A 12,757-nucleotide genomic window follows, 5' to 3' on the forward strand; every position below is an offset into this window, starting at 1 on the left:
ACCGCGCATTTTACCCTGATCGTCTGCGGTTCGTTCCAACTATTGCGCCGCAGCGCAGCCGATCGGGTCAAATCGTCGGCAGTGTGCGCCCCACGCCACACTACCGCGTTCGCGGGCACCGGCCGCTATCTATCGATGCGAGCCGATGTCCGTCGTCAGAAAGCCTCGTTCAGGGCTTCTTGTTCGGGTCCCGGCCCGGCGCGCCCGGCGCACCTGGACCACCCGGGAAGGGGAACGTGCTGAACATGTTCTTCGCCTGGCTCTGCATCTGCTCCTGCATCTGCACAAACAGGTTCTTCGACTGTTCGATGTAGTTGGTCATCATGCCCTGCATCATCGGCGCCTGCATGTTCATGAATTGCGCCCAGACGTCAGGGTTGAAGGCCGCACCTTCGTAGATGCCCTTCGACTGATCGGCCAGCTTGTTCTGAATCTCGATGAACGTCTGGATATTCTTCTCGAGGTACGTGCCCATCATCCCCTGCAGCGCATGGCCGTAGAAGCGGATGATCTGGGCCAGCATGGCGCTCGAGAACATCGGCACGCCGCCGGTCTCTTCTTCCAGAATGATCTGCAGCAGGATGCTGCGGGTCAGGTCCTCGCCCGTCTTGGCGTCGACAACCTTGAACTCCTCGGTCTCGAGCACCAGTTGCTTCACATCGGCAAGGGTGATGTACGTACTGGTTTGGGTATCGTACAGACGCCGGTTCGGATACTTTTTGATCAGGCGTTCGTCAGTCTTCTTGCTCGCGGTCATGCGGTGGGTTTCCTGCGTTTTTTGAAGGACTACCCCGACCGGCGGTCGGGGTTAATCACATATTATCGATTCTAGGGCGTTTGCTGCTATGCGGCAAAGCCCTAACCCGATTCGAGGCGCTGTACCTGCTGCGGCCCGCAGTGGCCATGCGCCCCGTCACCGCTTAGCCCATGTGCAGGCCGCCGTTGAGCGAGAAGTCTGCGCCCGTCGAAAAGCCCGAATCGTCCGAGGCCAGCCACGCGACGATCGAACCGATCTCACCCGGCTCGCCCAGACGCTTGACCGGAATCGTCGCCACGATCTTGTCGAGCACGTCCTGACGGATCGAGCGCACCATGTCCGTGCCGATGTAGCCCGGCGACACGGTATTGACCGTCACGCCCTTGGTCGCCACTTCCTGCGCCAGCGACATGGTAAAGCCGTGAATACCCGCCTTAGCCGTCGCGTAATTCGTCTGACCGAACTGCCCCTTCTGACCGTTCACCGACGAGATGTTGATGATGCGGCCCCAGCCGCGCTCGCACATCCCTTCGATCACCTGCTTCGTGACGTTGAACAGGCTCGTGAGGTTGGTGTCGATCACAGCGTCCCAGTCTTCACGGGTCATCTTGCGAAACACCGTGTCGCGCGTGATGCCGGCATTGTTCACCAGCACGTCGACTTCACCGACTTCCGACTTGACCTTGTCGAACGCCGCCTTCGTGGACTCCCAATCGCCGACGTTGCCTTCGGAGGCGACAAAATCGAAACCCAACGCCTTCTGATCTTCCAGCCACTTCACGCGGCGCGGCGAGTTCGGACCGCAACCGGCCACCACCTTGAAGCCATCTTTGTACAGCCGCTGGCAAATAGACGTACCGATACCGCCCATCCCGCCTGTCACATATGCAATGCGTTGAGTCATGGAACGCTTCCCCCAAAATAACGGCAAACTGCCGCCTGTTGCGACTGCCAATTGACCGACGCGCAGGCCGCGCGTTCCCACGCGTGCCTTTCGTCTCCTGACTACTTCGGTGCGACCCCGTGCGCGTTGCACACACGGGCGACACCGATTCTTCTGCGGCTCGTAAGACTCACGCTTGCGTGCGTCAATCCTGGAACGTCAGACGCGCTCCACCGCCAGCGCCACACCCATGCCACCGCCGATGCACAGCGAGGCCAGACCGCGACGGGCATCGCGACGCGCCATTTCGTGCAGCAGCGTGACGAGAATACGGCAGCCCGACGCACCGATCGGGTGACCGATGGCGATAGCGCCGCCGTTCACGTTGATCTTCGACGTATCCCAGCCCATCTGCTTATTCACCGCCAGCGCTTGTGCAGCGAAGGCTTCGTTGATTTCCATCAGATCCAGATCGCTCGCCTTCCAGCCCGCACGGGCGAGGCAGCGCTGCGATGCCGGCACCGGGCCAATGCCCATGACCGACGGATCGACGCCCGCGTTCGCGTACGCGACGATGCGCGCGAGCGGCGTGAGGCCCAGTTGCTCGGCACGCTTGGCCGACATCACGACCACCGCAGCTGCGCCGTCGTTGATACCCGACGCGTTGGCGGCCGTCACCGTGCCGTCCTTCGAGAAGGCGGGCTTCAGACCGGCCAGCGATTCCGCCGTCACGCCGTGACGCACGAACTCATCGGTGTTGAAGACGACCGGATCGCCCTTGCGCTGCGGAATCGAGACCGGCACGATTTCGGCGTCGAAACGGCCGGCCTTTTGCGCGGCTTCCGCCTTGTTCTGCGAGGCGGCGGCGAAGGCGTCCTGCATTTCCCGCGTGATGCCGTATTCCTTGGCCACGTTCTCGGCCGTGATCCCCATGTGGTACTGGTTGTACACGTCCCACAGGCCGTCGACGATCATCGTGTCGATCAGCTTCGCATCGCCCATGCGGAATCCGTCGCGCGAACCCGGCAGCACGTGCGGTGCGGCGCTCATGTTTTCCTGACCGCCTGCCACGACGATATCTGCTTCACCGGCGGTGATCGCGTTGGCGGCGAGCATCACGGCCTTCAGGCCCGAGCCGCACACCTTGTTGATGGTCATGGCGGGCACCATCGCCGGCAGGCCGGCTTTGATCGACGCCTGACGCGCCACGTTCTGGCCCGAGCCGGCGGTCAGCACCTGACCCATGATGACTTCGCTGATGTCCTCGCCCTTGAGCTTCGCGCGCTTGAGGACTTCGTCGATCACGATCGCCCCCAGATCCGGGGCAGCCACCTTGGCCAGCGAGCCGCCAAACTTACCGACCGCCGTACGGGCAGCCGACACAATCACGATATCCGACATGTCTCATTCCTCTTTTTCAATGGGTTCGAACCAGGGGGGATGCCCGTCCGCTCAGGCTTTCGCCTTCACGTAACGCCCGGGCGCCGGTTCAATGGGTGCATAAGCAACATTACCATACGCATTTTGCGCTTTGACGCGTTTGCCGGCGTAGCCTGCGAGCCAATCGCTCCAGTCGGTCCACCAGCTTCCCGGATGCTCGGTGGCTCCGGCCAGCCAGTCGCTCGCATCGACACCGACATCGTCGTTGCGCCAATAGCTGCGTTTCTTCTTCACCGGCGGATTGACCACTCCCGCAATGTGCCCCGATGCGCCCAGCACGAAGCGGCGCTCACCGCCGAGCAACGGCAACGAGCGGAACGCCGACGTCCACGGCACGATGTGATCTTCGCGCGAGCCGAACACGTACGCCGGTGCCTCGATGGCACCCAGATCGACGGGCACGCCGCAGGTCTGGATCGCACCGGGTTGTTTCAGTTCGTTCTGCAAATAAAGGTGACGCAGATACCAGCAGAACATCGGCCCCGGCAGGTTCGTGCCGTCGCCATTCCAGTAAAGCAGGTCGAACGGCTGCGGCGCATTGCCTTTCAGATAGCTGTCGACGACGTAATTCCAGACCAGATCGTTCGGACGCAGGAACGAAAACGTGTTGGCAAGTTCGACGCCGCGCATCAGTCCGGGCGGCTGGCCGAGACCACCACCGATCGTCTGTTCGCGGAACTGGACATGCGGCTCGTCGACGAAGACATCGAGTACGCCGGTATCGGAAAAGTCCAGCAGCGTGGTGAGCAACGTTACGCTCGCGACCGGCGATTTGCGTCCCGTCTGCCCCTTGGCCGCGAGCACGGCGAGTGCGGCGGCCAGCAACGTGCCGCCCACGCAGAAGCCGAGCGCGTTGATCTGCGACTGACCGCTGATGTCGCGCACCACGTCGATGGCGGCAATCGGGCCTTCGCCAACGTAGTCGTCCCAGGTCTTGTGGGCCAGCGACGCATCCGGGTTGCGCCAAGACACGACGAACACCGTGTGCCCCTGCTCGACGGCGTAACGTACCAGCGAATTCTCGGGCTGAAGATCGAGGATGTAGAACTTGTTGATGCAAGGCGGCACGATCAGCAACGGGCGTTGGTGCACCGTCGGCGTTAGCGCCTTGTACTGAATGAGCTGGATCAGGTCGTTCTCGAAGACTACAGCGCCTTCGGTCGTCGCGACATTGCGTCCGACTTCGAAGGCCGCCTCGTCGGTCTGCGACACCTTGCCCTTGCCCATATCGACCAGCAGATGCTGCATGCCCGCGAGCAGGCTGTCGCCGTGCGTCTGCACGAGGCGCTGCTGCGCATCGGGATTGGTGGCGATGAAATTCGCGGGCGAGCTTGCGGCGACCCATTGCTCGACGGCGAAGCGAATCCGCTCGCGCGTCTTTGCATCGGCGTCGACCAGTTCAGCCATACGCATCAGGAAGCGGCCGTTGAGCAGATAGAGCGCGGCGGGCAACGCGTAGAACGGATTGCGCCAGCCCTCTCCGGCAAAGCGACGATCGCCGAGTGCGGGGGCGATATCGAGACCGGGTTGATTGAAACTGGCAACGAGCTCGGCAAATTCGCGCGCGTATTCCGACTGAAGCTCGTTCAGTCGCGCAGGATCGACGTGCAGCGACGTCGGCTGCGGCATGGCGCCTGACTTACCGAAAAGTTCGAAAAGCCCCGCGAACGGGTTCGCGGCAGCCGCTGCACCATTCGCAGCAAAAGGTGACGGGCCAGCAGATCCCGGCAACGCGCCGAACAGTTGTTGGGCGGCCTTGAACCACTGCGACATGTCCTGAGCGGAGAGCGAAGCGGAGGGAAACTGCTGGGCAAACGAGGCGGCAAACGAGGCCGGATCGAAGTTGGCACTGGCGCGATTCATGGTAGCCTGAGTGTCACGTCCGTTGCGTTCAGGGCCGACGCCCGAAACGCGGCGGCGTGCTTCACTTTATGAGCAATGCGCCCCGCCTGTGAAGCATTCTTGCGTGCGCGCGCAGGCGTGTCAATCTTTGCGGCGAACGTCCTGAGTGCATTGTCCCGTCGCCCCACCCATTTTTGAATGCGCGTTTGCCCCGACTTGTCCCGATGATCATTGTTCTTCTCGGCTGGCTCTACGTCATTGGCATGGTCGCTATCACCGCGCCGTCTGCGTGGCTGGGCATCGCCATCTTCCTGTTCGGCGGTATCGGGCCGGCGCTCCTCATCCTGTACATCGCGGGAAGCCGCGCGCGGCGTACACGCGCGCTGCGACACGATGACGCAGAATAACCGTCTCAGCTAACGCGCCAGACCAGCGCTGCCATGCGTCCCGTCGTCCGGTCGCGACGATAGGAATAGAAACGTGCCGGATCGCCGACGGTGCACCACGTTCCGCCGGAAACGCTCGTCACGCCCTCGCGCGCGAGCCGCAAGCGTGCCAGCGCACAAAGATCCGCCAGTGATTTGCCAACATCCGGGTCGCCGTGGGGGACGAAGGCCGCAGCCGTCGCGTCCCGCTCCTGTGGCGTAGCCGCGTCGAGGAAGACTTCGCGCACCTCCGGTCCCACTTCGAACGCGCGCGGTCCGATGCACGGGCCGAGCCATGCGATGACCTGCATGTCGTCGTTCGCCGAGGATTTCGGCAACCGCGCGCGCAGCGCCTGCACCGTCTGTTCGATGACGCCGGCGCAAAGCCCGCGCCAGCCCGCATGTGCCGCCGCCACTGCGCGCCCTTGCGCGTCGCATAGCAGCACCGGCAGACAGTCCGCGACCATGATCGTGCTCGCAAGTCCGATGACGTTGGTCGCGCTGGCGTCCGCCTGAAGCGGCTCGCCCGCGTTCACGGCATCGAACGCTGCCTGCGCATCGACCACACGCGGACCGTGAACCTGCGCGACCCACGCCGACGGGACGCCCGTTCTCGTCGCCAGCAAGGCGCGATTCGTGCGCACGGCGTCGGGATCGTCGTCCGCCTTGTAACCGAGGTTGAACGTGGCCTGCGGCCCTTGGCTAACACCGCCCGCGCGCGTCGTAAACACGGCACGAACGTTCGACGGAGCTGGCCAGTCGGGAACGATCCAGTCTGCAGGCATCGTGTCTTGCGCGGTATCCAACTTGCTGTCTTGCTCAGGCAGGGAAGAAGTCATCGAGCGAATCGGGGAGCGTTGTGAAGTCGAATTCGAGGCCGAGCGCGCGCATCAGTTCACGCATATCGTCCGGCAGCGGCGCTTGCCAGTGCATGGCGGCATCATCCTCGGGATGGATCAGCCCCAGCCGCCACGCGTGCAACGCCTGGCGCGCAAAGCCGCCCGGCAGCGCCGGACGCTTGTGACGCGGCTTATAGAGCGGATCGCCCAGCAGCGAGTGCCCAAGATGGGAAAGATGGACGCGAATCTGGTGTGTACGCCCCGTGTCCAGCGAGCAAAGCACCAGCGAAATCGGGGACCCGTCCCATTCTGCGCTGGCGACGGTTACCACCCGGGTGCGCGCCGGTTTACCGCCCTGTCCCTGCACAATCGCCATACGCGTACGTTCGCGCGGATCGCGGCCGATCGGCGCGTCCACGACCGTGCGCTGCGGCGGACGTCCCCAGACCAGCGCGGCGTAATGCCGCTTGACCGAGCGCGCCTGCAACTGGCGGACCAGATCGGTCTGGGCGACCAGCGTGCGCGCGACCACCATCAGGCCGGACGTCTCCTTGTCCAGCCGGTGGACGATGCCCGCACGCGGCAGATCGGCAGCCGCCCGCCCATAACGATGCAGCAGACCGTTGAGCAAAGTACCGGACCAATTGCCTGCCGCCGGATGGACGACGAGGCCAGCGGGCTTATTGAAAACGGCGAGCGTTGCGTCCTCATAGACGGCGTCGAGCGGCACCGGCTCCGGCGCGAACGCCAGTTGTTCTGGAAGCGCTGCGGGGGTAATGACAACCGCTTCGCCGCCCGCCACTTTCTGGCGGACTTTGGCGGGTTCGCCATCAAGCATGACGCGGCCGTCTTCGACCCAGGCCTGAAGACGACTGCGGGAGTATTCCGGGAAACATTGCGCCAACGCCTTGTCGAGGCGCTCGCCCGCGAGTGCGTCGGGCAATGTCGCGACGAGCGGGGCGGCGGAAGACGCCGTGTCGGGTGAAGCAGAAGTTGAAGAAGTAGCGTCTGTAGAGGCGCTATCGATGGAGTCTGAGAAAGCCCCCGGAAGCGAGTCGAAATCGTCGTCGGACGAATCCTCCGCATTTTCCGTGGCAAATGAGGCGGTTACGCTATAATCCGGCACTATTGAACGGGTCATCGAGAAGTGAAGCCAACGAGCATGCAAGCCCTGAAACTTGTCAAACATCTGACGCTGGCCGCGATTGTGGTCGGCAGCATGGCCGCCTGTGGCATTCTGCCGGAGAAGGTCGACGAAACGGCCGGCTGGTCGACGAACAAATTATACTCGGAAGCCAAGGACAGCTTCGACAGCGGCGACTATACAAAAGCCGCGAAGTACTATGAGTTGCTCGAAGGGCGCGACCCGTTCGGCCCGCACGCTCAACAGGCGCAGATCAACACGGCCTACTCCTATTACAAGGATAACGAGCCGGCTCAGGCGCTCACCGCCGTCGACCGCTTCATTCGTCTGCATCCGGACAGCCCGTCGATCGATTACGCCTATTACCTCAAGGGCCTGATCAACTTCAACGACGACCTCGGTCTGTTCGGCCGTTTCTCGGGTCAGGATCTAAGCGAACGCGATCCGAAGGCGCTGCGCGCCGCGTATGACAGCTTCAAGTACCTGGTCGAACATTACCCGACGAGCAAGTACGCGAACGACGCCGCCCTGCGCATGCGTTACGCCGTGAACGCGATGGCCGCCCACGAAGTGCACGCCGCCGAGTACTACTATCGCCGTGGCGCGTATCTCGCCGCGGTGAACCGCGCGCAGACCGCCCTGCAGGACTACGATCAGGCACCGGCGCTGGAAGATGCCCTCGGCATCATGATCAAGTCGTACGACAAACTCGGCATGACCGAGCTGCGTGACGACGCCCGCCGCGTCATGGAAAAGACTTACCCGAACAGCGGCTACCTCACGGTCGGCCGTCGCATCGACAACAACCCGGGCGACAAGAAATCCTGGTGGCAGATCTGGCGCTAAGCCAGTTGTCGGTTGGAATGCATTGAAAAGCCCTCGCCTATGCGGGGGCTTTTTATTTCCCGTCGTCATGACGATCCCTCGACAGGAGTTCGTTTTGTGAGCACCACCCCCGCCCCTGACAAGACGCTGCTGGCCTTGCGTCACGTGCACTTCGAAGATCTCGGCACCCTGGCCCCGTACTTCACCCAACGCGGTTATCGCATCGACTATGTCGACGCACCGCTCGCGGACCTTCGCGCCATCGACGTTCTCGCGCCCGACATGTTGGTCGTGCTTGGCGGACCTATCGGAGCCTTCGATGACGTCATCCATCCGTTTATCGCGAACGAGCTTGCGCTGGTGAGAGCGCGCCTGAGCGCGCGCAAACCGATTCTAGGTATTTGTCTCGGCGCGCAATTGATGGCACGCGCACTGGGCGCGAAAGTCTATCCGCTGGGCGTGAAGGAAATCGGTTACGCGCCGCTGACGCTGACCGAAGTCGGGCAATCGTCCCCCCTCGCAGCCCTTGGCAACGCCAGCGTGCTGCACTGGCATGGCGATCAGTTCGACATACCGCCGGGTGCGACGCATCTGGCCCGCACTGCGATTGGCGAAAATCAGGCCTTTGCGATGGGCGATCACGCACTCGGTCTGCAATTTCATCTGGAAGCCGACGCCGCCAGCATCGAGTCCTGGCTCGTCGGCCACGCCTGCGAACTCGGTACGGCCAAAATCGACCCGACTACGTTGCGCAACGATGCACGCGTGCATCACGCACGCCTCGCGGAAGTCGCGCCGGCTGTCATCGGGCGATGGCTGGATGCCCTTCCCGGCTAACGCAAGCGCGGCCCGCCTCCCGCCACAAAAAAGCCAGACGCATCACCGTCTGGCTTTTTCATGTCCCACACGCGGCGGATAAACGTCAGCCTCCCGCCTCCGCCGCCATCTCGTCGAAGAAACCGCGCACAATCGGCAGCTCCCGCGTGCGCTTGAACGGCGGCAGACTCTGCCAGATCCGACGCCCATAAGGCTTGTCCACCAGACGCGGATCGCAAATCATCAATACACCGCGATCCGCCTCCGAGCGAATCAATCGTCCCGCGCCCTGCTTCAGCGTGATCACCGCCTGTGGCAACTGATGGACGGCGAACGGACTCAGCCCCTTCTTCGTCAGCGCGTCCAGACGCGCAGCAAGCACCGGGTCGTCAGGCGGCGCGAACGGCAACTTATCGATGATGACGAGCGAGAGCGCCTCGCCCCGCACGTCCACACCTTCCCAAAAACTCTGGCTGCCAATGAGCACCGCGTTACCCAGCGCGCGGAAACGGTCAAGCAGTTCGGTCCGGCTGGCTTCGCCTTGCACCAGCAACGGGTAAGGCCAACCGCGACGTTCGAACTCCTCGCGCAGACGCTCCGCCGCACGATTCACCGCACGCAGCGTGGTACACAGCACGAACGCCCGGCCGCCACTTACTTCGAGCACAGGCAACGCGGCGTCGAGCACAGCATCGGTAAAGTTCGGCGCGGAAGGCTGCGGCAAGCCGCGCGGCACATACAGCAGGCTCTGGTTCTGATAATCGAACGGACTGGCCAGCGTGAGCGACTTGCCAGCATCCAACCCAAGCTGCGCGGCGTAGTGCATGAAGTTGCCCTTCACCGACAGCGTGGCCGACGTGAAGATCCACGCGCGCGGTGCACCGGCGCGCTGCTTCGCGAAAATCGGCGCAATCGAGAGCGGCGTCTGATGCAACTGCACCGCCTGCGAAAACACTTCGATCCAGCGGACAGTTTCCGGCGGTGTGTATGTCTTTTCAGACTTATCCGATTTTCCGTCGCCGTCGTCCGCAGCCTTCGCTTCAGCAACAAGCCGCGCGGCTTCCGCCTCGCGCGCCTTGGCCGCCTTCTCGCGCTTGCCGTCGGTCACACGCGGCGCATCGGGATCGAGCAATGGCAGCGGCTGTTCACCCGGCGTAGGCGGCGTCACTCCCGTCTGCCAGCGCTCCAGTTGCTCGTGCAACTCCAGCGCACGGCGCAAGCACGCGCCCAACGCTTCCGCACGTTCGGACTGATGCTCAAGCGTCTCGATCAGGTCTTGCAGCGCGAGGTCCACGCTTTCGAGCGCGCCGAACAGTTCGTGATCGTCCGGCAATTGCGTGACGGACATGCGCGCATTGTCCTGACCGAACGTCAGACGCACATCGCGCGCTGCGCGCTCGAGACTCGCGCCGAGCTTGACCCAATCGGCCGCGTCGCGCGCATGAATCAGCCCTTCCGCTACGCAATCGCGCGCCAGTTCGAGCAACTGCGTGGTCGAGACCGTCTCGCCGAAAAAGAGCGTGGCTGTCTCGGGCAACTGATGGGCTTCGTCGAAGATGACGGTGTTCGCGCTGGGCAGCAGTTCGGCCATGCCCGTGTCGCGCAGCATGACGTCCGCGAAGAACAGGTGGTGATTGACGACGACGAGGTCAGCCTGCTGGGCTTCCTTGCGTGCCTGCATCACGAAACAGTCTTTGTAACGCGGGCAATCCTGACCCAGGCAGTTATCGCGGGTGGAGGTCACCTGCGCCCAGATCGGCGCGTTCTCAGGGACGGACGCCAGTTCCGCCTTGTCGCCACTATGCGTGATCTGCGCGAACGTGGTGATTTCACGCAGTTGCGCCGCCTCGTGACGCGACGCGAAGCGCCCTTCCTGCTGCGCGCGCTCCAGATAGTAGTGACAGAGGTAGTTCGCACGCCCCTTGAGCATGGCCACGGTCACGGGCACGGCGAGCGCTTTGCGCACCGTAGGGATGTCGCGCGCGAAGATCTGATCCTGCAAATGCTTGGTGCCGGTCGAGATGATCGTCTTGCCGCCCCACAGCATCGCGGGCACAAGGTAAGCGTAAGTCTTGCCCGTGCCGGTGCCTGCTTCGGCGATCAGCGAGTCGTGTGTGTCCATGGCGGCTGCCACGGCGCGTGCCATCTCGGTCTGCGGCTCGCGCGAGCGGTAGCCGTCGATGGCGCGGGCGAGCATGCCGCCGTCGCCGAAGATTTCCTCCAGCTCGCGTTCGCGCTTGGGCGCGAGCGGCTTGAGTCCGTGGAACGTCGGGGCGTCCGGACTATCGGGGCTTCGGGAGAGATCGGAGGAATCGCTAGATGCGGCGGAATCGGTCAAAACGGCTCAGAAAACTCGAAGGCGCCGCGATTCCCTTGATGGAGATTCGCGGCGCCGCAATGAAAAAAAACCCGCGCAAACGATTCGGACAAATTCGGACGATGCTTGCCGACGTCTCGCGGATCTGCGGATTGTCCCGCTCAGGCGGGCTGATCCGGCGTTTGTTGCACTTGCAGCAGGGTGATCGTGTCTTTGATCTTCAGACGGCGCTTCTTGAGCCGGGAGACCTGAAGTTCGTCGTACGTCGGCTCCGTCAGCAACTTGTCGATCAGGTAGTCCAGATCGCGGTGTTCGATCTGCAACTCGATGATGCGGCGTCCAACGGAGTGAAGATCTTGCTGCATCGTGGCGACTCTCCTGCAACTCTCAAGTGATTCCGGTTCCGGACTTAATCGACTTAAGCGCCTCGACCGACTCAACCGACCCAACCCGCTCAATCCGAGCGACGTCGCTCACTGCCCCTGAATCGCCTTTTGCGCAGGCGAGCTGCCCGATTGCGATTCGTTGCGACGGGCATCGGACTTCTGCTGACGCTCGATGGCTTCCTGCTGCTTCTGGTTGTACTTACGGACGTTCTCTTCGCGCTCGGCCGCCTTCTGCGCCGCCGAAGCCTTCGCCTCGTCGAGCTTTTGCTGCTGCGCAGCCTGCTTGGCATTGTACGTCTCGGCATTCGCCGCACGCTCAGGCGCCTGCCCCGTGCGCTCCGTCACCCGCTGCTGATACTCGGCCTGCTTGGCTTCGTAATCGGAGACATTCTGTGCTCGCTCCGCTGCGCGCTGCGGCGCTTCGGCGGCCGTTTGCGCCCGCTTTTCCGCCAGACGCTCGTCACGCTCCTGCGCCCGCGCGCGGCGCTCCTGATCTTCCAGCACCAGACGCTGACTGCGAACGGCCTTGAGCGCTTCGCGCTGCTCGTCGCGGGCATTGTCGATGCAATAGTTCACGAAGAACTTCGACGCGCACTCGTACTTGGCTTCTTCGAAACGGTAATCGATCCATGCACGCTGACGATCGAGCACGGCGCGACGACCGCTAAAATCGTCGGCGGCCGGATGCAAATCCAGCTGATCGTCATAGGGAACGGGCTTGTCGTCCTCAGCGGCAGCGGCGGCCGCGCTGGCTTTGCTGGCCGACGACGGGATACGGTCTGCGGTCGCATCGAACGGCTTGACGGGCACCCGGAGCTGTTCGGTCGTGCGCCCGGCCGCCTCGACTGCCGAGAGTCCCTGCTGCGCCGATGCGGCAAACGGCATGACGGCAGCGGCCGTCATAATGCCGAACAGCCCGACGGCGGAGATCGATACACGTGCGGGACGGCGCGAAACCTGGCGCAGATTCAGTCGCGAAAACAATTTTTCGAAGGAAATCATGAGGTTGAGCGGAGTCATGCCAAATTTTAGCATTGCCTGCCCGGACGCGCCCGCGGTTTATGGCAAAATGCCCCGCTCCTG

At 63.1% G+C, this 12,757-nt stretch carries 12 protein-coding genes; 3 read left to right on the forward strand and 9 right to left on the reverse strand.

From position 1 onward, the window contains the following. Positions 1-169: 169 nt before the first annotated feature. The 4 genes from phaR to phaC all read right to left on the reverse strand — a co-directional run bounded on the left by phaR (position 170) and on the right by phaC (position 4,943). Complete coding sequence (gene phaR, locus PAN31117_RS04680) at positions 170-757, reverse strand: polyhydroxyalkanoate synthesis repressor PhaR (protein ID WP_044456077.1); 588 nt, start codon at positions 755-757, stop codon at positions 170-172. 163 nt (positions 758-920) lie between these two features. Further along, entirely contained in the window at positions 921-1,661 is a 741-nt protein-coding gene (locus tag PAN31117_RS04685; RefSeq protein ID WP_039397856.1) for a 3-ketoacyl-ACP reductase, read from the reverse strand. 198 nt (positions 1,662-1,859) lie between these two features. Then, entirely contained in the window at positions 1,860-3,041 is a 1,182-nt protein-coding gene (locus PAN31117_RS04690) for an acetyl-CoA C-acetyltransferase (protein ID WP_046292248.1), read from the reverse strand. 51 nt (positions 3,042-3,092) lie between these two features. Beyond that, positions 3,093-4,943, reverse strand: coding sequence for a class I poly(R)-hydroxyalkanoic acid synthase (phaC, locus tag PAN31117_RS04695; RefSeq protein ID WP_370855725.1), 1,851 nt, complete (start codon positions 4,941-4,943; stop codon positions 3,093-3,095). Positions 4,944-5,146: 203 nt separating this feature from the next. Between phaC and PAN31117_RS04700 the strand changes: the two genes are divergently transcribed. Further along, positions 5,147-5,329, forward strand: coding sequence for a hypothetical protein (locus PAN31117_RS04700; protein ID WP_150737181.1), 183 nt, complete (start codon positions 5,147-5,149; stop codon positions 5,327-5,329). 5 nt (positions 5,330-5,334) lie between these two features. Here PAN31117_RS04700 and pgeF read toward each other — a convergent pair whose 3' ends face one another. Together pgeF and PAN31117_RS04710 are read right to left on the reverse strand one after the other, a co-directional pair. Beyond that, positions 5,335-6,132 (reverse strand): peptidoglycan editing factor PgeF, encoded by a 798-nt coding sequence (gene pgeF / locus PAN31117_RS04705; RefSeq protein WP_150737333.1) that lies wholly within the window; start codon positions 6,130-6,132, stop codon positions 5,335-5,337. A 34-nt stretch (positions 6,133-6,166) separates the two neighbouring features. Next, positions 6,167-7,327, reverse strand: coding sequence for an RluA family pseudouridine synthase (locus PAN31117_RS04710; RefSeq protein ID WP_174990826.1), 1,161 nt, complete (start codon positions 7,325-7,327; stop codon positions 6,167-6,169). A 21-nt stretch (positions 7,328-7,348) separates the two neighbouring features. Here PAN31117_RS04710 and PAN31117_RS04715 point away from each other — a divergent pair, with 21 nt between their 5' ends. Both PAN31117_RS04715 and PAN31117_RS04720 read left to right on the forward strand, forming a co-directional pair. Then, positions 7,349-8,176, forward strand: coding sequence for an outer membrane protein assembly factor BamD (locus tag PAN31117_RS04715; RefSeq protein ID WP_150737182.1), 828 nt, complete (start codon positions 7,349-7,351; stop codon positions 8,174-8,176). 96 nt (positions 8,177-8,272) lie between these two features. Then, positions 8,273-8,992 carry a glutamine amidotransferase gene (locus tag PAN31117_RS04720; RefSeq protein ID WP_246188913.1) on the forward strand — a complete coding sequence of 240 codons (720 nt, stop codon included), beginning with the start codon at positions 8,273-8,275 and terminating at the stop codon, positions 8,990-8,992. An 85-nt stretch (positions 8,993-9,077) separates the two neighbouring features. Here PAN31117_RS04720 and PAN31117_RS04725 read toward each other — a convergent pair whose 3' ends face one another. The 3 genes from PAN31117_RS04725 to PAN31117_RS04735 form a co-directional block, all read right to left on the reverse strand. Further along, positions 9,078-11,309 carry an ATP-dependent DNA helicase gene (locus tag PAN31117_RS04725; RefSeq protein WP_150737184.1) on the reverse strand — a complete coding sequence of 744 codons (2,232 nt, stop codon included), beginning with the start codon at positions 11,307-11,309 and terminating at the stop codon, positions 9,078-9,080. Between the two features lie 140 nt (positions 11,310-11,449). After that, on the reverse strand, positions 11,450-11,653 hold the full coding sequence (locus tag PAN31117_RS04730; RefSeq protein ID WP_039397848.1) for a YdcH family protein: 204 nt from the start codon (positions 11,651-11,653) through the stop codon (positions 11,450-11,452). Positions 11,654-11,761: 108 nt separating this feature from the next. Continuing rightward, entirely contained in the window at positions 11,762-12,694 is a 933-nt protein-coding gene (locus PAN31117_RS04735) for a hypothetical protein (RefSeq protein ID WP_150737185.1), read from the reverse strand. Positions 12,695-12,757 lie beyond the last annotated feature (63 nt).

The organism is Pandoraea anapnoica (assembly GCF_902459765.1).
In the GTDB taxonomy this organism is placed as follows: Bacteria; Pseudomonadota; Gammaproteobacteria; order Burkholderiales; family Burkholderiaceae; genus Pandoraea; species Pandoraea anapnoica.